This window comes from Lysinibacillus sp. Ag94 (assembly GCF_023242215.1).
GTDB lineage: Bacteria > Bacillota > Bacilli > Bacillales_A > Planococcaceae > Lysinibacillus.
In genome coordinates this window covers 2,316,337-2,341,681 of the sequence record NZ_CP096780.1, presented here as the reverse complement: position 1 = coordinate 2,341,681, position 25,345 = coordinate 2,316,337, and the positions used below count along the sequence as shown (strand labels likewise).

Below are 25,345 nucleotides of genomic sequence, written 5' to 3'. Positions count from 1 at the left end.
AAGTGCTGAAGAAATCGCATGCTACTTCATATATGTAAATATGTCCATGACACGTAGGATACCGAATACCTTTCTTCGTACCAATCTACATACAAAAAAATAACATGAGACCCCTACCTCAAAATAGATGGACGAGCCCTATGTTATTCTCTGTAGGGAAATTTTTATTCCAATAATTACAACTATACTCTTCTGCATCTGTATCATTTAGTTAATGATCTAGTTCTAAAGGCAAAAAAGCATATTCTCCATTTCTAATCATCGCACATTTACGAACAGGAATAGGTTGTTTGAAAATTGGCCCATCTAATACTGTAGTATGGAACTCTCCACCTTCTCCGCAAGGGTCAATACCCCGAGCTTCAAGCTCCTTTATGTATTCATAGGTTAACGTCCGCCCTAAATCTTCCTCGCGCATACCTAAAGATAAATTAACAGTTACAATGATTGTAACAAATCCTAGGTTTATGAACTCTTCAACGGCTTCACGATGATCCATCTCCCATAAAGGCATGCCTAGTTTTAATCCAGCATTCTTCGTAACCTTGTCATGCCAGCAACCATGTTCAGGCATATCTAAGTCTCCTGTTACTAACACTTCAGCCCCTTGATTTTTAGCTTTTTCTAAAAGGCGCATAAATACCATTTCGTATTCTGTCCAGCTTGCTGCTGCAGTATAAACAGGTAAACCTATAGATTTCGCTTGTGCATGTATAAGTTCCGGAGGCATTCCATGTGATCTTGATCGTTCACCTTCTTCCTCCAACATGACGATTAATCCAAGTGCTTCTCCATCCTTCATTGCTTTATATAAGGCTAAGACACTATCCTTTCCTCCACTAAAAGAAGCGATGAATTTCTGCCCTCGAGTATTATTTTTCCAATCCATTAATTCTGCCATCCATATCTTTCCCCTTTAATTGCTAATGATTTTTAGAAGCTCATCTTCAGCATATCATAAAAACTCATTTGCAATTTTATGATTGCAAATGAGTCTATATGAAGTAACTTTCGTTCATCTATTTGTTTTGCTCTAGGCATTGGTAAATGGCCATCATATCTCGTTTATTCAACTCGCGAATACGGTTAAAAATTGGAATATGTGCAACAGCCTCTGTTCGTAAGCTTTCTTCCACAACGTCACTTACTTTGCCCGTTAACCATGTTTGCACGTCTACACCATCGATAATTTCCTTTCGACCTTCATTATTGATACCACTTGCAGAGCAACTAACACATGGTACGGATAATTTATAGACGCCATCATGGAGATTATCTTCTGATATGACTTTCTTCCCATTACAAAATGGACATTTATGACTTGCTTTAATTTTATTCATCTGTGTCACAATTTTTTTGTAGCCAAATGCTTCATAGACGTATGTTAGTTTTTTGTATTTTCCATTAGTGAAATACTTATCTATAATAGTTTCTCTCGTCTCGTCAATGTTGGCAAAATCACAAATTGTTATTAAATTTTTGCTGCTGATTGCATCGATATTGTCTTTAATTTTGTCCCAAAACGGTAAAACATTATTTAGAACAATTTCATAACCAGCAAAGCTTGCTAGCTCTAATTCCAGCATTTTTAACGATACTTGTGTTTCTCTAGGAAGTAAGGAGACATCTTCCGTAAGAATCATATCGCCGCCTACAATTGCTTTTAGTTTTTCAAGCTCTGGTAAGTTCCCAACAGTTTTTATGACCTGTTCAATAGGTTGATGTATTATCTCGCGAATATCAGTGTCTCCAAACGTTAGTTTTTTCTTATGGTTTAGCACCGCTCCCCGACAAATTGGACAGGCCATCATTTCTTTGGATTCTTTCATTTGTTCTTTAATGATTGATTTCGAAATAACGATATAACGCCCAAGGATAAAATTAAAACCTTCCCATTTTTTTGAGGACTTACTAGCTTTATCATAAAATGATTTTTCCCAATAACCATAGAGGAACGTATGTCTTTCTTCCTCTGTCATTTCATTGTAGCTTTTACTAATATCTTGACCCAGTTCATTCTTGATCTCATCAAAGAGGAATTGTAATTTCGGATATTGATAATATTTTAATACTTCCATCACGTCTGGATGTAATAAGCCATCCCAGAATGGCACTGTTTTATCTTGTATGACGATATCAAAATCAAATTTTTCAATTTGCAGTCGTCCAGAACAGCTAGGACAATGGTTTTCTTGACTAAAGAAATCGAAGCTTCTCGTATCTTTATTCGTCGGATGGGCAGCCACGATATGGTTAATTAATCCACCGATTTCATATAAAAAACTATACTGACTATATAAGTGTCTTTCTAGATCGATGGCGACGACTGGTGCGATTGTTGCTGATTCATACTCACCATAAATTAAACGGGCCATTGATGACAAACTTTTTAAAATACCGCCTTTATAAATGTTTTCGGCATTTTTAAAATAGCTAATATGATTGTCTTCTAAGTAATGGATGCCACTTTTTGAAGCAAGTGTTGAAGAGATATGCAATAAAGCATCACTATCTGTACGGTTAAGTTGACTAAAATAATCATCATGGCCGACAACATCAAGGTGTCGAACAGGCTCCTGCTGTCTTTTTCCAAAATCAACGATAAAATCAGAGCTCTCAATCATATAAGCATTATGTTCAATCATCATGATAGAAACAGATTCGTCTTTGAGAATGTCCCTAACACTATCAATAAATTGGTTTAAAATATTTTGTGATAAACCTTTTGAAGGCTCGTCAAAAATAAATAGCGTATGGGGGTTTCTTGCGTTCGAAAATAGCTCAGACACTAAATGAACACATTGAAATTCCCCTGTCGATAAAGATTGTGTTTTTCTTTCTAATGTTAAATAACCGAGACCCAGCTTAATTAATAAACTTAAGCGTTTATGAGCAATGTCTTCATGTGGAAGCTCCTCAATAATGTCCTCAATGGAACGTTGGAAAATATCGTCAATGTCATCACTGTATCTCGTCATTTTCTTTTTAATATCAAGGAACGTTGCAACTGTTGAACGGCTTGTAATTGATTGGTTACGGTCTTGTCCTACCATGACTAATTTATCTTTTGGATATCGTTTTAGGAAGTCCTTAGAGATACACTCATTGACGAGGGTTGATTTCCCACAGCCAGATTCACCTGTAACGGTTACGAGTCTATTTTTTGGAATCTGAATGTTAGCCATTTCAATATTACGACAGTAAAGATCATGAAATTGATAATAGTCAGTAGGCATTGCCTGATTTCGTTCCCAATAGACTGGTTCTGGACGTGGTGAAACTTCGACAATTTTACCGCCGTATTTCCCACTGCCAGGTCCAAAGAACAGCTGCTCATCCGCTGTATCTAGCACTGTATCAGAATGATCAATAAGCCAAATTTGGTTTTTATAGCCCAATTGTTTAATTTGCTGTAAAATTTTCAACAGTGTTTGATGATCAAGACCAACAGAAATTTCATCAATAATAATGACCGTATTTTCACTAGCAGCCATAAATTCTGCCAAGTAAAGTCGAGTTAATTCCCCTCCAGACAAGGTACCCATGACCCGATTTAACGTTAAATAGCCAATATTCATTTGGATAATATTTGTAAGAATACGTTGTCTTTCCTCGCTAATCGCCAATTCCGCTGATAGGGAATAAATCGCTTCTATACTTAAATTGTTTATATCGGAAATACTATGTGGTTGATTCCATAATTCAAACTTATATTGCTCAACTTCAGGATTATAGCGCTTACCCTTACACTTTTTACATTCGACATTTTTAGTCGTACCACGCCCTTTACAAGCAGGACACCAACCCAGTGCATTATTAAAGGAAAAAACCTCTGGAGAAAGATCAAACTTATCTGCCAGTTTTTCACGTATCTCTTTAAAAACACCTGTATGAGTACCAACTGTCGAACGTGGATTAGTAGAAATGGATGATTTTCCGAGAAAAAGGACTAAAGGCATTTCTTCCATCTTGATGGCACTGAAATTCGTTTCCATAATAGTAGGAAACAAATACTGATATTCTGCCTTTGGCAATAAAGAAACTAGACGCTTCTTAGATTCTTCACCAATTGTTTGGCAAAATGTAGTTTTACCAGAGCCTGATAATCCAGCAATTCCTAATGATTGATCTTCCGACAAGTTGACATCTAAGCGGTTTATATTGTTAGCAATTAATTGATTTATTTTCATCGGATATTCTCTCCATTCCATTTAGTATTGTCATGTTAGCACAACTTCAACTGCATTTGTTATGTTTATGACATCCAATCAATTATGCCTCGGCATAATTGCGTCCGGAATCGGCTTTGTGCAAGCACAAAGTACTCCTTTCCGATTCCGTGACATCCGCCGGAGGCTTTAACTTCTTTCAGCAAAGGCTGAAAGAAGTTAAAAAAATGACGCTTTCTATGTTCCGAAAGCGTCCGATTGTTGAAGAACAGTTTATTTTATTCATTTCTTATTTGATACCTGCTTTTGATTTAGAAAAGCAAGTATCATAATGGAGAAATAGTTTACAGTTCTGCTAACACTTTTTCGAGCTGATTACCATTGTTAATCCAAGCGTATTTTGCTCCTTCGATTGCTCCTTGACGAGCTTTTGTTGCTTCACTGAATCCGCTTTGATCAAGATGTAAATGTGTAGTGCCATCTGAACCTTCCGTCAACGTCCATGTCACAGTAGTTGTTTCTCCGGCACTTGCCCAAGTATAAGATAATGTATGAGGTTCTTCTACTTTGAGCACCTCACAATTGACAATTCCATCCCACCATTCATTTGGCTCAGCTCGGAATTGGAATTTATGTCCTACGACTGGTTTAAAGTCATTTTTCCAGATCCATTTTGCAAGAGTGTCTGAATCCGTTAATGCATTCCAAACTTTCTCGATTGAACTTGTAAATTGATAATCTAAAGATACATCTGCTTTCATTTTTCTTCCTCCAATAAAAGATTTAATCTAGCCATTCTTTCTTTCCAGAAAACTTCGTAATACGATAGCCAATCTTGAATTTCTTGCAATGGTTTGGCATTCAATCGATATCTCGTTTCTCTACCAACCCTTCGAGCAATTACGAGATCGGCATCTTTAAGGATCGCCAAATGCTTAGAAACTGCTGTACGCCCCATTTGAAATTGCGACGTTAATTCGTGAAGAGGTAATTCTTCCGCATCTGCCAGCAAGCGTATTAATTGACGTCTTGTTGGGTCAGCAATAGCAGCATAAACATCACGGTCTTGAGTCTTGTCGCTCAAAATCTCCTCTCCCTTTTAAATTGGACACTAAATGGTGTCTTAATTATACGACACCATTTAGTGTCCAGTCAATTTTTATTTTGGGATAGTTGCATTCGTTTTATTCCCTAATCATTAATACAAATAATTTGCTGAGCTTCTCGTCCATCGCGTACTTGTATTCAGGATGCTTTTTTAAAAAAATCTAATGTATTAAATTCAAATCTTAAAAATAAGCTTAGACATATTAGTACTTCTTATGCCCTGTTCAAACTACCTCTACTTAAAAAAGAAAGTATCCACTTTGACGTCCGCATTTATGGACATGAAAGTAGATACTTCTTTTCCTTTATTATAGCCTTTATTCCATTTGGTTTTATTTTCGCCATGTCACTTCTAGTTTGCCTGCTACATTTCCGGAAGAGTGCTACAAGAAGTATAATCAATTGTTAATTTTTCGTCTTGATATGTAAAAGCTTTTTTTATACATTCATGTTGATAAAATAAACCTTAAAGAATTTGCAAATAAAACCTACCAGTACAGAGGTTGCTGAGTATCCCAGATGATCCAGCGGTACGATTCACGTATTGAACTTGTGCTAATCTCATACGGACTTGGCTCTGTACTTGTTAAATCAAGTATATGTAGCATTCCATTGTATGTACCGACAAGCAATATTGTCTCATCAGAGTTTAATGCCATGCCACTGATTGTCCCAGATACGAAGTAACGCCAAAGTTCATTTCCCTCCAAATCAATCATTCGTAAATATCCATATGCGTCACCCAAAATGTTGCCCCCTTGCACTGCAACACCGGCATATACACGCATACTTTCATCTATTGAAAGGGGCTCTTCATTATTGTCCGGTTTAAGATCATGGAGTGAAATACCAAGTGTACATCCATTATAAAAATGACATGCATTGAACCAAACATGCTCATTATCGGCACTGAACAAGCTGTAATGCGGATAACTCGACATCGGGTCAAACGAATGCATAACATACTTTTCCATATCTAATAACATATGATCGCTATCTTGACTTCCATAAGCCAGCCATCTGCTGCTTCGCGAAACAGCTCCATGTGGCATCGCTAAACTTGCTGTGAAGTCATCCTCTTCCTCTGCCCACTCCCTTATATTTTCTACTGACGGGTGCAACAAGAGGGCATCTGTTTCCTCAATCAAATAAATGCCATCATGCGATACCACCAACAACTTCGTGCCATCAGCGAATGGAATGACATCTGCGCTTCGATAGCTTTCTGGCTGCAAGGTCTCAATATCAGGGTATTTTTCGTGCAATTGGTCGATGATTGTCGCCCATTTGTATGTAGCCAGCAAAGTGCCGTTCAACTCTCGATCGGGCTCGCGTACGATACGAACTCCTTGCTCATCCATCAAAGCAATGTTGCGCCCATCCGCAGAACAACTTGCTGCTTGTATGTGCTCGATACGGTTTGCTTCCTGTTTATCCATCACATAGACAGTGCGTGAAAAATCTTCATTTTGCGCTGCAACAAGTAATGCACCATCATGGAGAAATGCAATTGGATAAACAGCTCGCATCAGTTGGCTATGTGTTTCCTGAAATGGCCAAGAAGCAGCTGGAAACTGTTCACGGAGCGTTTTCTGTTCTTTTGTTCTATTCGCCTGTTTAATAAACTGGTAAACTTGCGAAGCTAATTGTCCGCGTGAATCTTCAATTGGCTCCTCTCCTGGTGCCTCCCAGTTAGTTTCTAATCCTCTGCGCACGTAGGCATTAATTTCACTTGCATAACGTAACCCCTCTTCTCGCCATTTCTGGGATAATTGTAAAGTATCATTTGTCATTGTATTAGTCTCCTTATTTGTTAACTGACCTTATCACTGTTTTACGGTTTCCTCAAGCATCCAAACCGAACCCAACTATCCGCACTACTGGACCCTAGTACTAAGGAGCATAAGCTTTCATTTTCTGTTCACCACTGCTCTACGTTCCTTGTTGAAATCAATAAAACGAAAATCGATTTGTAGCAAGTACTCCATGTCCCCATCTATAAAATTGATTTGTACTAAAAAAAGCTTAGTGGCTATACTTTTTCATTTTTAAGACATTCCATTGTGAATCGGAAATAGGGATTGCCTTCGAACTTGCTTTCAAAGTTGTTCAATAATTGAACGATTTTTCATAAATTGTTGTGGAAACTGTAATGTCTAGATTCAAGTTAAGTCTATTATAGAACAAACATTCTCATTCAAGCTAGTCTAAAATACAAAAAGAGATGTCTGAAAAGCTTTTTTGAGACATCTCTTTTATAACGAGGATAGTGACAATCTAATGCCGACGCTTCGCTTTCACGCAAAAAGCTTCTTCACCTGCGATACTCGTCGTAGAAACATCTAATTGTAACTAATTTTCCTGTAGCGAAAGGATGATGAAAGTTACAATGGTTCTTGGCGAATAGCAAGAAGTTGTATGACGAGCCATTCACGTGCAAATAACATTTGTCGATGATATGACCACCTTCATCAATAAAGTAAAAAAAACAGCCTATCGTTCAGACGAAATCGAAACAGTTAGAACGAAACAATAAGAGTTAGAAAAGCTGTCAGATAATGGATTAGAAATATAGACATATTTCCAATAAATTGAATACTTGTGTTTGAAAGCAAATTTGACAACTATTTAATACGCCTGAGCAAACCAAACTGTATGCTTTGCGCCATTTCCGCAACAAATACAAGTAGATTTCGTAGTTGGTGGATTAAACGGAATGTTACGAGAAGTATATTTTGTCTCTTCTTTCACTTTTTCCTCGCATGCATCATCTCCGCACCATCCAGCAAGAATCCACCCAGAAATAGCTCCATTTTCTTTGGAAGTGTTAATATGCTGCTGTAAATCCTGCAGTGTATCGATATTTGTATGAGCGTTTTCATCACGGAATTTACGTGCTTTATCGAATAAACGAGTTTGCATTGTTGTTAATTCTGCCTCAATTGCTGCAACAATGTCATTCAGGTCAATGGATTGCTTGTCATCTTCATCTCGCGCTTTTAACAATGCCTGGTTGTTCTCTAAATCACGTGGCCCTAATTCAATTCGAATTGGTACACCTTTTAATTCCCATTCATTAAATTTGTAGCCTGGTGATTGGTCCGAATCATCTAGACGTACTCGAATTCCGTTCTTTTTAAGAGCTGCAAAAATGTCATCAAGTTTATCTATAATTTGGGGGTTCTTTTTCCATGGACCTACAGGAATTAAGACAACTTGAGTTGGTGCGATTCGTGGCGGTAAAATAAGCCCCTGCTCATCACCATGAACCATAATTACTGAACCTATTAAACGTGTGGAAGTGCCCCAAGATGTTGTGTGTACGTATTCATGCTGATTAGCTTTGTTTAAATATTTAATATCAAAGGCTTCAGCGAACTTTGTCCCTAAATAGTGAGAGGTTCCAGCTTGTACGGCCTTCCCATTTTTCATCATTGCTTCAATAGAAAATGTATCGACCGCCCCTGCAAAACGTTCTGAAGGTGTTTTTTGTCCATCATAGACAGGAATGGCCAGTAAACCCTCTACTACTTCCTTATAGATCGTTAACATTTGCATTGTTTCTTGACGTGCATCTTCTTCATCAATATGGGCTGTATGCCCCTCTTGCCACAAAAATTCAGATGTCCGAATGAACGGAAGGGTTTTTTTCTCCCAACGAAAAACATTTGCCCATTGATTAATTAAGACCGGCAAATCACGGTAGCTTTTGATCCAATTCGAATAGAGATGTCCAATCATCGTTTCAGAAGTTGGACGAAGTGCTAAACGTTCTTCTAATTTTTCCCCTGCTGCTTCTGTTACCCAAGGAAGCTCAGGTGAGAAACCTTCGATATGATCTTTTTCTTTTTGGAAGAAGGATTCAGGGATTAACATCGGGAAATAAGCGTTACGATGACCTGTCTCTTTAAAACGACGGTCCATTTCTTGCTGAATATATTCCCAAATTTCATAGCCGTCTGGTTTGAATGCGATACAGCCACGTACTGGTGTATAATCCATTAAATCTGCCTTTTGGATTGTCTCAATGTACCATTTTGAAAAATCATTTTGTTGTGTTGTCATATTCTCTCCTCCATTTCTGCAACTTTTCCCACTAAAAAATAAAAAGCACAAAGCTGTCCTACAAATAAGGACGTCTTTGTGCAGACTAAACGTGGTACCACCTTGAATTTAGTTTTAAGAAAACCTTAAAACCCTCTAACGTTTTGTAACGAAAACGACTCGGTTATGTTTGCATAACATCTCCGTGGTAGGGTTCAGATAAGAAGCGGTGATATAGCTCTCAGCAATTGCTATATTCTCTGTTTCACTATTCTTACTTACTTGGCCACATCAACAATTTATATTTTATATAACTTTAGCAAAACAGTTCAATAATTTCAAATATTAAAACGATTATTTTTCGGGAAATATCAGATAATTTACTTTATTTAAAGACAAAATTACTACTAGCAAGCATAATTACATAGTATTTTGTAGCAATTGATTTCTCCGTTAATTGCGATTATAGCCGAAAGGGATGGTTTGGAACTTTCGTTTAAAGCTCCTTTCAATTTCGATTGCTTCTAACGCTGTTATATCTTTTGGTAACACTTTTAAAACTGTATATTGGAATTTTAAATTTGCTGTTTTATTTTTCGCAAGTAACTGCTTAAATGCTTCATTGCCTCCATGGATCGTTGTGGCATAATCAGACCACCGTCCAAGTAAACCATTTTTATTGTATGAGGATCCGATATAAATTTTACCGTTAGAACAATCTGTAATTGCGTAAATCGCGTTGATTGAGCTTAAGGCAATGTGCCAATCAGCATATGTTTGAGGTTCATCGATGATTTGTTTTAATTCATTAAATGTTAATAGGACGTTTTCGTATCCAGGAAAGTCAAATTGACTCGTATTCACAAGCTGTGTAATGATTTTCTCATTTGTTCCTTTTTGATACCATCTTACAGCGGCTCTACCCCATTCTATAAATAATTTACTTTCATATGCACGTAAAGGATCATTTGAAATTTTAAATAAAGGATGCATGATATCATCTTTATAAGGCTCTAGCAAAAATGGCGAACAGTTTGAGGAAACATTTGGTTGCTCTCCATGCCTTACTTCATACGATGTTAAGTATTTCGATGTCGTCCCTTCATCTGAGGAAAAGACAATGACATGATCAAAAGCATAGAAAAAATGAGGTGGCTGTTTTTGCGTATATTCACGTAAAAAACCATCTCGATACGCATTGATGAAACGCTCATAGCGTATGACGAATAAGTAGAATAAGTAGAATATCTCGATATTTCCTATATGCGGAGCTAACGTTAAAGTTTGGATCATCACCAAAACGTGTGGTTGATTTCCGTTCCGACTGGGCGCTTTCCTGGGGGCGTCCGATGAGCCGCTTCGCTGCGCTGCAGGGTCTCATCTGTGACGCTGATCCCCGAGGAGTCGCCCAGTCTCCACTACAATCAACTATTTACATAGTAGACGTTTTAACAAAAGTTATCCACAACTTTTGGTGATGAACCTAAGGTTTTGAATTTTGTCTATGCTAAAATTTCATTTTCTATAAAGGAGGTAATAACATGGTCCATTTCTATTTATCTGATTTGTAAAAACGTTGCAACTAAATTTGAATAAAACATTAAACCTTCCTTTACATAAACACTTAGAGAATCTTATCCAAACTAAAGACAAGATCCTCCATATTGATACTCCTATAACGATCTACTTTTTACTATCAATTGTGTAAAGTCCTCTACTGATAATGGCTTACTGAAATAATAGCCTTGTACGTACTCGCAGCCATGTTCACGTAGTACGTTTAATTCTGCCTCTTCCTCGACACCTTCAGCTACTACTTGAAGATTTAAGGCATGCGCTAGAGAGATCATAGCTGAAATCATGGCAATACCTGATTTTTCAGGCACAATATCACGGACGAATGCACGATCTATTTTCAAAACATCTACTGGGAACGTTTTTAAATAATTTAACGATGAATAACCAGTCCCGAAGTCATCTAATGAAATCGTAATACCAAGTGCTCTTAATTGCTTGATTGTATTAATTAAGTCCTCCGTATAATCCAGCATACTCATTTCTGTTATTTCAATTTCTAAAAACTGCGGATCAATTTTTGTTTCTGCCATAACTTCAAGTACCATGTCAACAAAGCCTGATGTACTAATATGAATTGGAGAAATATTTACGGCAACACGTAAGTTTAAATTATGTACTTCATTCCAAGTGCGTACTTGGGCAGATGCTTTTCTCAACACCCAGACCCCTATATCATTAATGAGCCCACATTGCTCAGCAAATGGAATAAAGCGATCTGGTGGCATGTAACCTAGTTCAGGGTCATGCCAGCGAAGCAATGCCTCCATGCCAATCACTGTATTCGTTTTCAAATTGATTTTTGGTTGATAATGTAATTCTAAACTATCTTTTTTTAACGCTTGATGTAATTTTGTTTCAAGTATTAACCATTTATCATTGATTTCCTCCATGTTTGGACGATACAAGCGGTATTGATTACCCCGTGAAGATTTTGCAGCATACATGGCGATATCTGCATTTTTCAATAATTCCTCAGGTGAGTTCGCATGATCTGGGAAAGTACTAATTCCAATACTAATACTTGCGTAAAATTCATATGAATTAACTACAAAACTCTCATTAAAGACGCTAATTATTTCCTCAGCCTTGTCCTCAATACAGTCAACGTCATTAAGTATAATAACAAATTCATCACTATTGTGGCGGTAAATAGAATTTGATGTATAATCAACGTTGCGTAGACGATTCGCCATTTCTACTAAGAACATATCCCCGATGATATGACCAAGTCCATCGTTAATATTTTTAAAACGATTGACATCAATGAAAAATAACGCAAACTTCTCTCCTGTACGTCGGGATTGATGAAATTCATTTTCTAAACGTTGTTCTAACTTACGACGATTTGGTAGTCCTGTTAATTCATCATGATAAGCAATATGCGTTATTTTTTTTATATCCTTTTGTGCAGTAATATCGACCCTTATAGCAATATATTGATACGGTTTACCATTGTCATCAAGAAAAGGAAATATCGTTGTCTTCACCCAGTACAGGCTGCCATCCTTCGCTCGATTACACACCTCGCCATTCCACATCTTACCCTGGCCTATAGTTTTCCACATCTCTCTAAAGAAGGATCTTGGATGGAAACCTGAATTGAGTAAACGGTGATCCTGCCCTAATAATTCTTCACGGGTGTATTTAGATATTTTGCAAAAATGATCATTAACAAACGTTATTTTCCCAGTTCGATCTGTAATTGCTACAATGATTGAACTATTCATTACTGAAAAAATATCTTGTAATTCTTTCAGACTATAGTTAACTTGATTTATACTATCAGGCGTGATATTCATCATTTTCATTCTCCGTTCATTAGAAGGGTTTGGTTCCTTTGTTTTATATTTCCAAGATATATAAGGTTATGGGATATCGCCTTTTTTATGTAATTACATTATAGTATTAGAAAAGCAGTTAATTCAACCCAAATATCAAACCATTCAAACCTACATCTGATGGTTTTCAATAAAATAGCCCCTAAAAATAAGGTCTTTTCACTTACTTAATACGATAGTTTTTGAAGACTTTAATTACCTAAGTGCTATTCATATGTTATGTTTAGCCTAGTTATCTTTATAATATATGAATCTTCTGTAATTTTACTATACTTGAATAATTTCTTCATTTATGATATGAAGCAAAAATGCCTTACTGTCACATTAAGACAGTGAGGCATTTTTATAAGCTAAGAGATTTCATATTGTATTTGACCTCCCAATGTTTTAGCTCGTTCATTGTAGGCATCTAGTTGTTCCTGTGATAAGTTTAATATATAATAGTGAAAATTTATTGGCTCTAAATCATGTTTCTCGCACACTTGTCGATAAAAATCATAGCCTTCTCGATAATCTGTCATACTAATAACTTCCTTTCGATTGTACAGTTTCGTTATAATATTCTAATTGTTCTTGTGATAATTGATCGATATATCTTGTTGTATAACAGAATTATATTTTCAGCAATATTATATAACAGGTAATTTGCAACGTCCATAAATTTTCTGATATTTCTTTCAAATATGCGAAAGCCCAGTCCATTTAAATTAGTATGGCTGGGCTTTTTATAAAATATTCACGTCGGCTTCCGTAATAACCACATCCTTTAATTACAAACCCTTCAAATTCCTAATTGTTTGGCTTGCATATTATAAGCGGAAAGTTGTTGCTGTGATAACTGTAGCAAATAGTAGCGAAATGAAATTGGCTCAAGACCATAGCGCTCACACATTTCACAATAAAATTCATAACCATCACGATATTTTGACATTACAATTCCTCCTAATCCAAACTGTTTTATAACAGTTGTTTTTATTTCTAATTAATATATAACAGATGGTTTGTTTCGTCAAGTATTTCTAAATAGTTTTATTAAAAACATAATAAAAGCCATTGTTTTGAAAAAAGATTGATCAAAACAATGGCTTTTGCTAATTTCACATATTAATGAAGGATTTTTATCTTTACCTTTAGTTGTAAATTAATTGGTGGCTCTTCCTCTTCTACAACATAAAAAAGAAGGAAAGCTCTTTGGTCCTTCCTTCTTTTTATGTCTATCTATCAATCTATCAAGCTCTTTTGTTGCCCATGAGAAATTAGACTTTCACCATATAATTTTCAATAATCTTATAATCATTCTAGGAATAAAAATTAAGATGTTCCCAATTACTTCAAATACGATTGAATTTAAAATTTCAATTATAAATTCTTTTACATAATGTTGTGCTTTTTTTATCATTCTTTGTATTCAGTCTCCAATAAGTTCGTTAATGCTCAACTTTGATGAGTGCTTTGATTTCTTTTATTTGTTCAATATGCCGTTGTTCATGAATATAAACTAGTTCTATCCATTGATCAAGGGCTAATTCGCCCAGAAATGGATGTTTAAAGATTTTTTCTGTTAATAGGGATGGATCTTCAATTGTATCAAGGAAAGTTGTAAATTTCTTTCTAGAATCGTCCAGCAACGTCATGATTTGCTGAACTGTCAAAAAGTCTTTTGTTGGTTCAAGGAAATCTGGTGCTGGAACTTTCGTTGTTCTATCTAAAATAAGGTGAACATTTTTACGTTCTGTTTGCTGACTATTCTCTTGTTTTAAACCCCATGCAATTACTTTTATAAAAGACTCCTCCGTTAAAGATAAGTGATGGCAAACTTGGGCGATACTCCAACAATTTGCATCAGGCTTAGCATTGAATTGACTATCACTTAATAATTGTATTTCCTCAACTAAGTTGTTTCTTGTTTCACATAGATGATCGTTTATTAATTGATTCATAGGTATCTCCTCCACTAACTTTTTTTACTCCCTTTTCTGTATATGTTTTATACAATGTGAAATATTCTTTTATGGCTGCTTTATGAATATTCGTTTACCAGTCTTAGCGGATTTTCGAACTACATCTAACAATCGATGCAGTTTGACAGCGTCATTAAAATCGGGAATATGCTTTCTGCTCTCCACAATATCTTTTGCCAACATCGTATAAGCTTGATGCACATAGCTGATCGCGTCATTGTTTTGTTGTGAAATTTTTACTTCTTCCATTAAAATATCTTTAGCGTTAAACAAATTATTTGGATGAATCATTTTTTCAATGATAAGGTTCCCAAATTGGACATGGCCATAGGAATTTTTCTGTGTTAAGCGAAATGCTCCCTTTTCACCCCTAATTTCTAATTGAAAAGCAGGATAAACCCCTCCTTGGATATGTACAGATGCTGAAATATCATTTACGAGCGTCCCGTGTATCAATATTTGATCAGCTGTATTTTTTTCTATTGGTTGACCTGTTTCTTGTACGAACGCTTCGGTATAGTGGACATTCATTGTAGCAGATAGTTCTTTAAAATCACCTAAAATATAACAAAGTACATCTAGTGAATGCCCACCGTTAATAGAAAGAAGGGTTGCTCCATTATCTTCGTCTAATAGATAACGACCTTTTTCAGCTGTTATGCCACCTTTTCCTTGTGTTGCAACTTGCATAGTACAGGAAATAACCTTACCAATTTCCCCCTTGTGAATGGCTTGTTTTACATAGTTAACTTCTGGAGATTGCCTACCTTGTAGTCCAATTGCATGATGAATATGTCTTTCTTCTGCCAATTGAGCCATTTTTTCTGCTTGCTGCGTATGAATAGCTAGTGGCCATTCACAATAAATATGTTTATTTTCTTCTAATACTGCTAGTACAGCATCATAATGATGAGGGACTTTGATACTTACAACTACTAAGTCAACATCTTTCGATTGTGCTAATTCCTTATAGTTTGTAAAAGCATGAGGTGCATTCAGAATTTTAGCACTTTTTTCGGCAGTAACAATATTGGAAGTTCCAATTGCTGTTATGTTGTAGAAAGGATTGTTCTTTAGAGCTGGGATATGTGTTTGACTTGCCCATTGATTATTCAAAGATCCACCGATAATCCCTACATTGATAATTTTATTTTTCATTAACTATACCTCCTATTAACTGGTAATAATATATTTGTAGCGAAATCGAGGCGACGCTACAAAGACTCCCCCTCAAAATAAAGACTAGTTAGGAATGACAAACTCCATTAATAAGTTTCTCTATATCCTTATACAAAGTATAATGACAACAAGACATCATTTTAAATGTTTATTAATGATGGTCCTATCACTTTTTTTGATGGATGTGAATAGAAATGGATATTGAAAACATGAAAGCATTTGTGTCAGTTGCAGAATTGAAAAGTATATCAGCTGCTGCCGCTAAATTGAATCACCTACAATCAAATATGACGGCAAAAATTAAAAAAATAGAAAATCATTATAATCAACAATTATTTGTTAGAAATTCTAAAGGTGTAACACTAACAAAAGATGGAGAAAAATTATATCATCAATTTAAGAAAATATTGTTTTTTTGGGAAGAAACAGAAAATATGATGAAAAAACATGAGGAAAAACTACGAGTAGGTACGATGATTTCAATGGGAGGAACTCAAGTATCACAAGCTTTAAATAAGCTTTATCAAACATACCCTAATTTATCGGTAACCTTAAAAACAGGTTCAACAGCATATATAGAAAATCAAATTCTGCAAGGGAAAATTGATCTAGCCTATACAATTGGTACATTAAAAAATAAGCATATAAAGTATAAAAAAGTTGCTATTGAAGAAATGGTTATCATAGGTCAAGGTATTGATCAAAGTACAAACTTCGAGGATTATATATGTGAAAAAAACTTACTTGTGCTATCTGATAACTGTTTGTATCTTTCAATATTGCGAGACATTTGTAAGAATTTAGCTATTACGCAGGGAGAAATAATTGAAGTGGGAGACCCAGAAACTTTGTTACAATTTGCCATGATGGGCATGGGAATTACTCTAGTTTCTAAACGTATAGCAAGTCGATACAACATTGAACAATACTTAGAAGTACCATCAACCTTTAGATTCGTTGATTTATATTTAATTACTCGTTTACATCACGAATTTACGCCAATTGAAAGACAGTTTATTGAGCTAACAAACGCTATTAATGGCATGGAAGCTAACAACAGATAATAAAACTAAAAGCCGACTCCTACAAGTAAGGATAATCGGCTTTTTTAGTTGCCTATGTTATTCAATGTAATGTTCTCTAGTTCGAACAATATTGAAAGGATTATTTTCGAGTACGTGTTGTAGCTCTTCATCTTCAATATGCGTATAGATTTGTGTCGTTGCAACACTTGAATGGCCAAGTATATGCTGGAGACTTCGAATATCTGCCCCTGATTTATACATCATTGTCGCGGATGTATGACGTAACTTATGTGGTGTCAGGCGTTCTTTTTGAAGTCCCGATTGCTGATTAATTTGTTTAACGATTTTTGCAACAGTTTGCCGGGTGAAGCGTGTTCCCTTTTGTGAGACGAAAAGAGGCTCTTCTTCCCCTCCTTTATATGCCGTCCTTCCGCTATTTTCATAGTCTGCAAGTGCCTGGATACAGCTATCATTCAAATATACTGTCCGCTCCTTATTCCCTTTACCAACAACCGTTAAATAGCGACCTTGTATAGATGACCTATTTAGCTGACAAAGCTCTGTCACACGAATCCCTAAATTTAAGAAAAACATCATCATACAATAATTCCTCGGTGAAGCACGATTTGGCTGGATGCCATCGATAAATTGCGTAGCTTCCTCCATGTTCATATAGATAGGCTTTTTCCGTCCTATTTTTGGCGTTTCTAATTCATCTGCCGGATTTTCCTCTAGAAGACGTCGTTTCCCTTTTAGATATTTAAAAAATGATTTTAACGTTGCTACTTTACGCGCTCTCGCAGATGCTGAATTCCCTCGCTGCACCTCGCAATATTCCATAAATAAATAAAGGTCCTCTAGTGTCATTTCACGAATTTCTTCTATTGAAATACTAGAAATATCGATTTTCGTTAAATCTGATAGTTCATGATCATGCTGAACTGCTATGTAGAATCGGAAGAATAAAATCAAATCGTATTCATATTCTTTTCTTGTGCGATGAGACTTCCCTTTAATCGTCGTTAAATAAACAAGGAAATCTCTCATTATTTTAGGAAGCTTCGTCTTTTCCATAAAATCACCTCTATTTTCTCTATTTTACCACGAAAAAACGTTCCCAAATATAAATTTGGGAACTTTATAATGAAAAAAATGTGTTTTCTTACAACCCAGAACGAATGTTCTCTTTATGGACGATAAAAAAGATGATTCTCTTTAGTAAGAAAATCACCTTTTTAAAAGTTTTTATGAAAGTTTCATTTTTTAGGTATAAAGAGCAAAAAAAATGAATATTTAAATCTAGTGAGTTAAATGCTCTGAGACGATTCGAAAAATGAAAAGATGGGTAACTGTACGTGTCGATTCCTCTCACAATACGCATGGGATTATTTGGATTTTTGTCGATTTTGGTATGAAAACCGTTACTTTACAAAAATACTATACGTCCCATCTACTTGTTTGGTTAGAGACCAGTTTGTTGATAGCATATGTTGAAGTTTAGCGATAACATCCTCATCACAAGTTAAATGCTGGATTCCCGTTTCTAATAATTGATAATCCTTGCCTTCTTCTAATTGGAAACGAATATACAATAAGCGCTTAATGCCTGGCAAAGTTACATATTTGATACTGTAGTTCCCGTGCAGAGCATCTATGAAAATTTGCTCCCCTTCTTGGTAAAGTGCCATTGTTTCGGTAAATTCATAGTTTGGTACTTGTTCCTGCCAAACGGATACATCCCCTGTTTGCAATGTGCGTAAAATCTCCTCATCAGTAAACTCTAATTTTGAAAGCTTGTCTAGCTCATACGCTTGCATTAAATTAATGCTTGTCATTTTATTAGCTCCTTTTATATGTATTTATCTTCATAGATGAATGCGGATGTGGTGCCTTTTCAATTGGTACCTATTTACTACAATGTCGCCAAGGCGATATTGATTCTTACTAAGTGTAACACGTTTTCTCTACTACTTAAATTCGGAGGGCGATCCATATGATGAAGTTCTATGAATCTGGTATTTTTTTTGATGAGATGTTCGAAGGTAATCAACCGAAGCCTCATTATCGGTCTTTCCACCATAAACTCCATGCTTTCACTAAGGAACAATTAGATGAAAAATATCAGCAAGCACAATCAACATTCCTTAAACAAGGCATTACATTTACCATTTATGGTGCACAAGGTGGAACAGAGCGCACAATGCCCTTTGATTTTATACCTATTATTATTCCATATGAACAGTGGGAAGTAATAGAAGCTGGTATGAAGCAGCGTGTGAAAGCCTTAAATTGTTTTTTACATGATGTTTACCATGAACAATGCATTTTTGAGGATGGGCTTATTCCGAAACAACTCATTGAAAACAATCGGTATTATTATAAAGAAATGCTAGGTGTAAAAGTACCTATTGATAATCATATTTTTTTAGCAGGCATAGACTTGATTCGTGATGAACATGGCGTTTACTACGTGTTAGAAGATAATTTACGCAATCCTTCAGGGATATCCTACGTTTTTCAAAATCGATCTGTGATGAAGGAAGTGTACCCTGAATTTTTTTCTAAACATACGATCCAGTCACTCGACAAACAAATGGCTTTTATGAAGAAGGCACTTCTTGCCCATCGTCCACCTTCAATGAACCCAGATAGAGAACCTAAAGCTGTCCTCTTAACAGCAGGTATGTATAATTCGGCCTATTACGATCATGTTTTTTTAGCACAGCAGCTCAATATTCAGCTTGTTGAAGGACGAGATTTAGTTGTCAGAGATAATAAGGTGTATAAGAAGACAATCTATGGTCTAGAGCAAATTGATATTATTTATCGGCGCATTGATGATGATTTCTTAGATCCTGTTGTTTTTCGTGAGGATTCTTTACTTGGAGTTCCTCATATTATGGCTGCTTATAAGGCTGGGAATATTGCTATTTTAAATGCTGTTGGGAATGGTGTTGCTGATGATAAAGCGATGTATGCCTATGTACCGAATATGATTCGCTACTATTTGAAAGAGGAACCTATTTTACGTAATGTGGATACTTATCATCTAGCTGATGATAGACAGCGAGGTTGGGTTCTTGAGCATATGAGAGAGCTTGTCATAAAAAACGTTAGTGCATCTGGGGGCTATGATATGCTAATTGGTCCGCATGCAAGTGATGAAGAAATCGCTATTTTTAAAGAAAAAATATTGGAAAACCCGGTTCAATACATTGCACAACCAACAATTAGCCTGTCTAGAGCACCAGCTTTTCAGGATGGTAGATTTTATCCTTGTCATGTCGATTTGCGTGTTTATGTCATGAAGGGCAAGGATACTTATGTGCTACCTGGAGGTTTATCGCGTGTCGCATTAAAAGAAGGATCTTTAGTCGTGAACTCTTCCCAGGGCGGAGGAGCAAAAGATACATGGATATTAAAGGAGGAATTGCAATATGCTAAGTCGAGTAGCCGATGCACTATACTGGATGGCACGATATAGTGAACGATCACAAACGAATGCACATATATTACAAGTACAGCTGTTGAATATGTTGGAGCAATCTGGCAAAGAAAATGAATACATCGATCATTGGGAAGCGGTATTAAATATTTGTGCCTCGAAGGAAGAATACTTGTCCTTTTATGAGTCGATTCGAGTCAATCCACTTATCGAATATCTACTCTTTTCTAATAATAACTGCAACGCCCTCCACGCTACTTTACGTGCAGCTCGAGAAAACGCCCGTATAACCCGCGATAGTATACCCATTGAGCTTTGGGAATTGCAAAATGCCTTTTATTTATCGTTACAGCAAGACATGTTAGAACGTGAAAGACCAATTCCACTAATTGTTCTAAACTCTTTTTTACAAAATGTTCGAAAGACTTCTTTGACGGTAACGGGGCTTATCGAAGGCTCGATGGATCGAGATTTACCGTTTTATTTCATGCAAGTTGGGAAATGGTTAGAACGTGTAGAAAAGACGATTCGTATGGCTTTAATTATACTGGAGCAACATAAGGAAATAGCCATCTCTTTAAAAGAAGCGGATGGATCGTTTTTACTCGATTTATCGGAGGCAACGGAGTCTTATTTACGCAAGCATCGCCAAACCAATTTACTCTATGTTATGCAATATTTATTACAGGATAAGCATTTCCCACGTTCAGTGATGTTTTGCTTAAAAAAATTAGAAGAAGCTTTTATCTGTTTAGACAGCGACCCTCTTTCAGCAAGATTTTTAGCGCTTCATACCCCATTAAAGAGTTTATTATTTGCGGTGATGAATGTAGATTTATGGAATATTACATTAGAGGAAACTATTTTGTTAATGGAGGAAAGATTGTGTCAATGTATTGATTTTGGCAATACATTTTCAACAATTTATCATTTATATGAACCCAGCGTACAACCTTGAAAGGAATCAACAACAGCTCCCTTTCAACAAGCAAGTCAGTAATCCAAAGGAAGCAGACACAATGAAATTTGAAATTCAACATACAAATATTTTTCAATATGAGTCTGAAGTCGATCAAAGCTTAAATACAATCCGCTTAAAACCAAGGGGCGATGAGCGTCAGCGCTTACTATCCTATCGAATTGCCATCACTCCTTCATCTTTAACGCGTGAGCATACAGATATATGGGGCAATACGGTTGGCACATTTTATATACCTGAGCAGCATCAAGAGCTAGAAATTCAAACGACCTCTATTGTTAGCATTCAACGTGCACCATTTATTCATCGCATTCAATATTCACCAGAAATGCAGACAATTTTTCACTCGAAACTGTTTTATGAGCATTATTTGCCCTATTTAAAGTTTACACATTTTACGTTTATGACAGAAAATCAGTTAGAGGAAGTTTATCATGCAATTGGTCATGCTGAAAATCCTGTATTATTTTCATTAAATTTAATGCAATATTTATACTCGACTTTTGAATACGTTCCAGGTGCAACCGATGTTACGACAACTGCAAGCGAAGCCTTTTCCCTTAAGCGAGGTGTTTGCCAGGATTTCACACATGTCATGCTTGCCGTGCTAAGAGCTAAAGGAATTCCAGCACGCTATGTTAGCGGTTATTTATATGTGGACGAAAACTCCGCCTTGATCGGTGATATTGCAACCCACGCTTGGGTGGAAGTCATGATACCAGGAATCGGCTGGATTGGTCTCGATCCAACTAATAATGTAGAAGTGTTAGAAAATCACATTATTTTATGCATTGGCCGTGATTATTCCGATATAAGTCCTGTTGAAGGCGTTTATTCAGGTGGAAAGCATAATTTAACAGTTAAAGTGAGCGTCAAAGCATTGAATCATTTATAATAAAACGATATAAATTAAACCCCTGATTTTTCTACGCCAAACAGAAGAATCAGGGGTTTTAGTAAGATGATTTTAATCTTGAATTTTGCAGTATATCAAAAGAATTTATCTAGGTATCATTTTTGATCACGATACAATACCCATTTCTTTTCCTATTTTCCTCATTTTAATGAGGACTGTATCGAGCTGCTCCATTGTATGTGAAGCCATCACTGTAATCCGCAACCGGCTCGACCCTTTTGGCACAGTTGGTGGTCGAATCGCTGGAATAAAAACACCTTCATCCATTAGTTTCTCAGAAAATTGCATAGCTTCATGGGCATCACCGATAAGAAGAGATATAATTGGCGTTTCCCCTCCTTTAACTACAAAACCCGATTCCACCAATTTTTGACGTAAATACTTAGCATTATTCAGCAATTGCTCCCTTCGTTCGGGCTCATGCTGAATAATGGAAATTCCTTCTCTTGCTGCTTCAATCGCACTTGGAGATAAAGCTGTTTGGAAAATAAAAGATCTAGCGCTATTCAGTAAATAGTTCTTCGCAATGGACGACGTCGCTACAAAGCCACCCTCTGCACCAATCGCTTTACTCAACGTGCCAACTGTCAAATCAATGTCATCTTTCAATCCAAAATAATCGGCAGTACCACGGCCATCATTTCCTAAAACACCTGTCGCATGCGCATCATCAATCATTATGTAAGCATTGTATTTCTTTGCTAGTGCAACTATTTCGGGAAGTGGAGCGATATCACCATCCATACTAAAGACGCCATCTGTCACAATAAACTTCTTTCCATCTCCATGTGATTTCCTTAATTTATGCTCTAAATCTACCATATCCGCATGTTCATAAACAATTGTCTTTGCTGTACTAAGTCGACAACCATCTATTATACTGGCATGATTCCAAGCATCAGAAAAAATCATATCCCCTGCCTTCATCACACTCGAAATCACACCAATATTCGCTAAATAACCACTGCTGAATACAATGGCGGCTTCAGTCTTTTTCAAATCCGCAATTTCACATTCAAGCTGTTCATGAATGACGAAATTTCCAGTTGTTAATCGCGAACCACCTGCCCCTGTACCGTATTTACTAATACCTTCAAATGCTTTCTTTCTCAATCGAAAATCTGTTGCAAGACCTAAATAGTTATTAGATGAAAAAAGCAAAAATCTCTTACCATTCATGATGATCTCGCTCTCATTGCCATTTGAAAACGAACGTAACTTTCTTGTCAATCCTTGCTCTTCTATTAATTGTAGTTCCTGCTGTAACCGCTGATCCATTTTTTAATCCCTCCTAATGAGAACCGGTACGCTTTCTAAATAGTCTATAAAAGATGCTAGTTCAACCTCATCTGACACAAAATAAATGCGCCCTCCGCTCTCGCAGCCTTCCCTTTTTAACGGTGTAATTCTGACATAACCAATGGCACGATTACTTACATATCCAGTGACGTAATCTGGATCATCAGACCAACATAATTCTGCGATTGTAAACGGAGAATTTGCCACTTTCGTCGCCAGAGCCAACGCTTCACGGACACGCTCATTCAGCTCCCAATTACCGTCTTGCCAATCGATTCGTGATACTCGAACACCCTTCTCCCCCCGATCGTCAAGCCGTAAGCCGGTTTTACTATTTAAAATAATTGCGCCACGGAGGTTTTGATGACTATTAAGTTGGTGAAAAGCAACAGTCAATGCATGCTCCGAAACACCTAAGGAGGTTAGTATCTTTCTTGCCTCACTATGGGCCTTTTCAATTGAACCGGCCTCAACAGTTGTAATTTCTAAAGGCGGCAAATACTGTATGTGATCATGTGCAATTTTTTCAACGGTAATTTGTATAAAGTCAGCATCTCCACGCGAATGATTACTTGCTTTGTTCAATAACTGCTTTACAATTGGCTCTATCTGAGATTTACTACCTATCCGTTCACCACCAGATATATGCTTTTCCCCTAGTTCAGAGCTTCTCTCTGCCGCACGCATTCGAATGCTATAACACGTTTTTAACATGATCATTACCTGCTACTTTCCTATTTATTGTCTGTAATATTTTCGTTATAGGATAAACACTAACAGCTGTGATTACCATACCTGGAATAGCCAAAACTACTAACGGTAACAATGGAGTTCCTAACGTAAAAGCCAAACCAAATCTAGCAATCGTTGTGCCAATTGGGCCTGCCAAAACAAGTACCGGAATTGAAGTCCCAAATAATACAATAAGTAGGCCAACAGTCAATCGAAAAATAAAGGAGATCTCCACATTTAAGATCGAGTGTATACCTAGTAAAAATAAGATTAAACTTGCAATGATCCCCGCTAGAAAATATCGCTTAAATCCAAATACCGCTGCAATCGCAACGGCAATAGGTGCTGATAATTGAAAGTCAGACCCAGGAAAACCTGTTGGAATTTTAAACATGCCTGTAACGATAATAAGACAAGCTAGCAATGAAATCTGCGCAAGATCATATGTAGAAAACTTTCGAATCATTTTATTCCTCCATCTTACTTTTTAAATAATTGATGTCATTGCCTCCTATTCTCTCTATTTGAGTTAACCCTTATTAATAATAAGTTAACACAAATAGAGATAGGAAAGTAGATAAAATGGTAGGAATTTTTATTATTTGTGAAAATCGGTTTGGTTATTGATCAATGAAGTTCGTGTTCCTCAGACTAGATACTTTTTTCACATTCCGCATGTAAATGTCAAAATAATCTTGTACATTTTTGCTCGTCTAAACATGTACACTTTCGCTGATTAACTACGTTTCTTTACAAGTGTGTGAATAATTACAACTTGACACGGAGCCTCTACGCGCATGATTCGCTAGGCTAGAACCCAGCTACATCAATGGCTAGCCGATGCTATTATGCTCGCCACTCCTGTAAAGTCTACTGCTACCTTCACGATTCAACTATTTACTCTATCGCTTATATACATGTTGGGCGTACAAAAAAAGTATAGGCCAAATTAACCTATACTCTCACACCTTCCCAAGTTATAATCTTTTCCCTTTCGATTTGAAGGTTTTTACAACACGCATTTGATGGTAGTCAAATAAATAATGATAACACCATACAATTTATTGTAATGA

At 36.4% G+C, this 25,345-nt stretch carries 21 protein-coding genes and 1 other annotated feature; of the genes, 4 read left to right on the top strand and 17 right to left on the bottom strand.

Going from position 1 to position 25,345, the window contains the following annotated elements; all coding sequences use genetic code 11:
• Window positions 1–211: 211 nt before the first annotated feature.
• The 12 genes from MY533_RS10800 to MY533_RS10745 form a co-directional block, all read right to left on the bottom strand.
• Window positions 212–901, bottom strand: a complete 690-nt coding sequence (locus MY533_RS10800) for a Dph6-related ATP pyrophosphatase (RefSeq protein ID WP_248715931.1) — start codon at window positions 899–901, stop codon at window positions 212–214.
• A 118-nt stretch (window positions 902–1,019) separates the two neighbouring features.
• The gene (locus MY533_RS10795) at window positions 1,020–4,190 is read right to left on the bottom strand and encodes an ATP-binding cassette domain-containing protein (RefSeq protein WP_248715930.1); all 3,171 of its coding nucleotides are present in this window, start codon (window positions 4,188–4,190) and stop codon (window positions 1,020–1,022) included.
• 323 nt (window positions 4,191–4,513) lie between these two features.
• Window positions 4,514–4,930, bottom strand: a complete 417-nt coding sequence (locus MY533_RS10790) for an SRPBCC family protein (protein WP_132362320.1) — start codon at window positions 4,928–4,930, stop codon at window positions 4,514–4,516.
• Entirely contained in the window at window positions 4,927–5,253 is a 327-nt protein-coding gene (locus MY533_RS10785) for an ArsR/SmtB family transcription factor (protein WP_132362322.1), read from the bottom strand. The genes MY533_RS10790 and MY533_RS10785 overlap by 4 nt, the downstream gene beginning before the upstream one ends.
• A 511-nt stretch (window positions 5,254–5,764) precedes the next feature.
• Window positions 5,765–7,069, bottom strand: a complete 1,305-nt coding sequence (locus MY533_RS10780; protein ID WP_248715929.1) for a PQQ-binding-like beta-propeller repeat protein — start codon at window positions 7,067–7,069, stop codon at window positions 5,765–5,767.
• An 835-nt stretch (window positions 7,070–7,904) separates the two neighbouring features.
• Complete coding sequence (gene proS, locus MY533_RS10775) at window positions 7,905–9,341, bottom strand: proline--tRNA ligase (protein WP_248715928.1); 1,437 nt, start codon at window positions 9,339–9,341, stop codon at window positions 7,905–7,907.
• Window positions 9,342–9,404: 63 nt separating this feature from the next.
• Window positions 9,405–9,624 (bottom strand) — a binding site (T-box leader).
• Between the two features lie 149 nt (window positions 9,625–9,773).
• Window positions 9,774–10,613 (bottom strand): GIY-YIG nuclease family protein, encoded by an 840-nt coding sequence (locus MY533_RS10770; RefSeq protein ID WP_248719193.1) that lies wholly within the window; start codon window positions 10,611–10,613, stop codon window positions 9,774–9,776.
• Between the two features lie 380 nt (window positions 10,614–10,993).
• Window positions 10,994–12,700 carry a putative bifunctional diguanylate cyclase/phosphodiesterase gene (locus MY533_RS10765; RefSeq protein WP_248715927.1) on the bottom strand — a complete coding sequence of 569 codons (1,707 nt, stop codon included), beginning with the start codon at window positions 12,698–12,700 and terminating at the stop codon, window positions 10,994–10,996.
• 386 nt (window positions 12,701–13,086) lie between these two features.
• Window positions 13,087–13,257, bottom strand: a complete 171-nt coding sequence (locus tag MY533_RS10760) for a transcriptional regulator (protein ID WP_132362334.1) — start codon at window positions 13,255–13,257, stop codon at window positions 13,087–13,089.
• A 260-nt stretch (window positions 13,258–13,517) separates the two neighbouring features.
• Window positions 13,518–13,667 (bottom strand): hypothetical protein, encoded by a 150-nt coding sequence (locus tag MY533_RS10755; RefSeq protein ID WP_049665318.1) that lies wholly within the window; start codon window positions 13,665–13,667, stop codon window positions 13,518–13,520.
• A 496-nt stretch (window positions 13,668–14,163) separates the two neighbouring features.
• Complete coding sequence (locus MY533_RS10750) at window positions 14,164–14,676, bottom strand: DinB family protein (RefSeq protein WP_248715926.1); 513 nt, start codon at window positions 14,674–14,676, stop codon at window positions 14,164–14,166.
• Between the two features lie 69 nt (window positions 14,677–14,745).
• Window positions 14,746–15,855, bottom strand: coding sequence for a Gfo/Idh/MocA family protein (locus tag MY533_RS10745; protein WP_248715925.1), 1,110 nt, complete (start codon window positions 15,853–15,855; stop codon window positions 14,746–14,748).
• 215 nt (window positions 15,856–16,070) lie between these two features.
• Between MY533_RS10745 and MY533_RS10740 the strand changes: the two genes are divergently transcribed.
• On the top strand, window positions 16,071–16,940 hold the full coding sequence (locus tag MY533_RS10740) for a LysR family transcriptional regulator (RefSeq protein WP_248715924.1): 870 nt from the start codon (window positions 16,071–16,073) through the stop codon (window positions 16,938–16,940).
• A gap of 57 nt (window positions 16,941–16,997) precedes the next feature.
• On the opposite strand, the gene MY533_RS10735 is transcribed toward MY533_RS10740, so the two are convergent.
• A complete protein-coding gene (locus MY533_RS10735) occupies window positions 16,998–17,975 on the bottom strand; it encodes a tyrosine recombinase XerC (RefSeq protein ID WP_248715923.1) in 978 nt (325 codons plus the stop codon).
• 347 nt (window positions 17,976–18,322) lie between these two features.
• Window positions 18,323–18,736 (bottom strand): hypothetical protein, encoded by a 414-nt coding sequence (locus MY533_RS10730; RefSeq protein WP_248715922.1) that lies wholly within the window; start codon window positions 18,734–18,736, stop codon window positions 18,323–18,325.
• A gap of 158 nt (window positions 18,737–18,894) precedes the next feature.
• Between MY533_RS10730 and MY533_RS10725 the strand changes: the two genes are divergently transcribed.
• The 3 genes from MY533_RS10725 (at window position 18,895) to MY533_RS10715 (ending at window position 22,220) form a co-directional block, all read left to right on the top strand.
• Window positions 18,895–20,385: a circularly permuted type 2 ATP-grasp protein gene (locus tag MY533_RS10725; RefSeq protein ID WP_248715921.1), complete on the top strand. Its 1,491-nt coding sequence runs from the start codon at window positions 18,895–18,897 to the stop codon at window positions 20,383–20,385.
• Window positions 20,339–21,304, top strand: a complete 966-nt coding sequence (locus MY533_RS10720; protein WP_248715920.1) for an alpha-E domain-containing protein — start codon at window positions 20,339–20,341, stop codon at window positions 21,302–21,304. Before MY533_RS10725 ends, MY533_RS10720 begins: the two co-directional genes overlap by 47 nt.
• A 61-nt stretch (window positions 21,305–21,365) precedes the next feature.
• Complete coding sequence (locus MY533_RS10715; protein WP_132362350.1) at window positions 21,366–22,220, top strand: transglutaminase family protein; 855 nt, start codon at window positions 21,366–21,368, stop codon at window positions 22,218–22,220.
• A gap of 126 nt (window positions 22,221–22,346) precedes the next feature.
• Here MY533_RS10715 and bioF read toward each other — a convergent pair whose 3' ends face one another.
• From bioF to MY533_RS10700, 3 genes are read right to left on the bottom strand one after another with little or no spacing between them, the layout of a single operon-like run.
• Window positions 22,347–23,519, bottom strand: coding sequence for an 8-amino-7-oxononanoate synthase (gene bioF / locus MY533_RS10710; RefSeq protein WP_248715919.1), 1,173 nt, complete (start codon window positions 23,517–23,519; stop codon window positions 22,347–22,349).
• Between the two features lie 3 nt (window positions 23,520–23,522).
• On the bottom strand, window positions 23,523–24,254 hold the full coding sequence (gene bioW / locus MY533_RS10705) for a 6-carboxyhexanoate--CoA ligase (protein ID WP_248715918.1): 732 nt from the start codon (window positions 24,252–24,254) through the stop codon (window positions 23,523–23,525).
• A complete protein-coding gene (locus MY533_RS10700; protein WP_248715917.1) occupies window positions 24,235–24,738 on the bottom strand; it encodes a hypothetical protein in 504 nt (167 codons plus the stop codon). Before MY533_RS10700 ends, bioW begins: the two co-directional genes overlap by 20 nt.
• Between the last annotated feature and the right edge of the window lie 607 nt (window positions 24,739–25,345).

Bases quoted from the DNA above. Each gene is read 5' to 3' on its own strand.
- MY533_RS10760 (WP_132362334.1), bottom strand. From the start codon at position 13,257: ATGACAGATTATCGAGAAGGCTATGATTTTTATCGACAAGTGTGCGAG.
- MY533_RS10795 (WP_248715930.1), bottom strand. From the start codon at position 4,190: ATGAAAATAAATCAATTAATTGCTAACAATATAAACCGCTTAGATGTC.
- MY533_RS10725 (WP_248715921.1), top strand. From the start codon at position 18,895: ATGATGAAGTTCTATGAATCTGGTATTTTTTTTGATGAGATGTTCGAA.
- MY533_RS10745 (WP_248715925.1), bottom strand. From the start codon at position 15,855: ATGAAAAATAAAATTATCAATGTAGGGATTATCGGTGGATCTTTGAAT.
- MY533_RS10740 (WP_248715924.1), top strand. From the start codon at position 16,071: ATGGATATTGAAAACATGAAAGCATTTGTGTCAGTTGCAGAATTGAAA.
- MY533_RS10715 (WP_132362350.1), top strand. From the start codon at position 21,366: ATGAAATTTGAAATTCAACATACAAATATTTTTCAATATGAGTCTGAA.
- MY533_RS10700 (WP_248715917.1), bottom strand. From the start codon at position 24,738: ATGATTCGAAAGTTTTCTACATATGATCTTGCGCAGATTTCATTGCTA.
- proS (WP_248715928.1), bottom strand. From the start codon at position 9,341: ATGACAACACAACAAAATGATTTTTCAAAATGGTACATTGAGACAATC.
- MY533_RS10765 (WP_248715927.1), bottom strand. From the start codon at position 12,700: ATGATGAATATCACGCCTGATAGTATAAATCAAGTTAACTATAGTCTG.
- MY533_RS10720 (WP_248715920.1), top strand. From the start codon at position 20,339: ATGCTAAGTCGAGTAGCCGATGCACTATACTGGATGGCACGATATAGT.
- MY533_RS10735 (WP_248715923.1), bottom strand. From the start codon at position 17,975: ATGGAAAAGACGAAGCTTCCTAAAATAATGAGAGATTTCCTTGTTTAT.
- bioW (WP_248715918.1), bottom strand. From the start codon at position 24,254: ATGTTAAAAACGTGTTATAGCATTCGAATGCGTGCGGCAGAGAGAAGC.
- MY533_RS10730 (WP_248715922.1), bottom strand. From the start codon at position 18,736: ATGACAAGCATTAATTTAATGCAAGCGTATGAGCTAGACAAGCTTTCA.
- bioF (WP_248715919.1), bottom strand. From the start codon at position 23,519: ATGGATCAGCGGTTACAGCAGGAACTACAATTAATAGAAGAGCAAGGA.
- MY533_RS10780 (WP_248715929.1), bottom strand. From the start codon at position 7,069: ATGACAAATGATACTTTACAATTATCCCAGAAATGGCGAGAAGAGGGG.
- MY533_RS10750 (WP_248715926.1), bottom strand. From the start codon at position 14,676: ATGAATCAATTAATAAACGATCATCTATGTGAAACAAGAAACAACTTA.
- MY533_RS10800 (WP_248715931.1), bottom strand. From the start codon at position 901: ATGGCAGAATTAATGGATTGGAAAAATAATACTCGAGGGCAGAAATTC.
- MY533_RS10790 (WP_132362320.1), bottom strand. From the start codon at position 4,930: ATGAAAGCAGATGTATCTTTAGATTATCAATTTACAAGTTCAATCGAG.
- MY533_RS10770 (WP_248719193.1), bottom strand. From the start codon at position 10,613: ATGATCCAAACTTTAACGTTAGCTCCGCATATAGGAAATATCGAGATA.
- MY533_RS10755 (WP_049665318.1), bottom strand. From the start codon at position 13,667: ATGTCAAAATATCGTGATGGTTATGAATTTTATTGTGAAATGTGTGAG.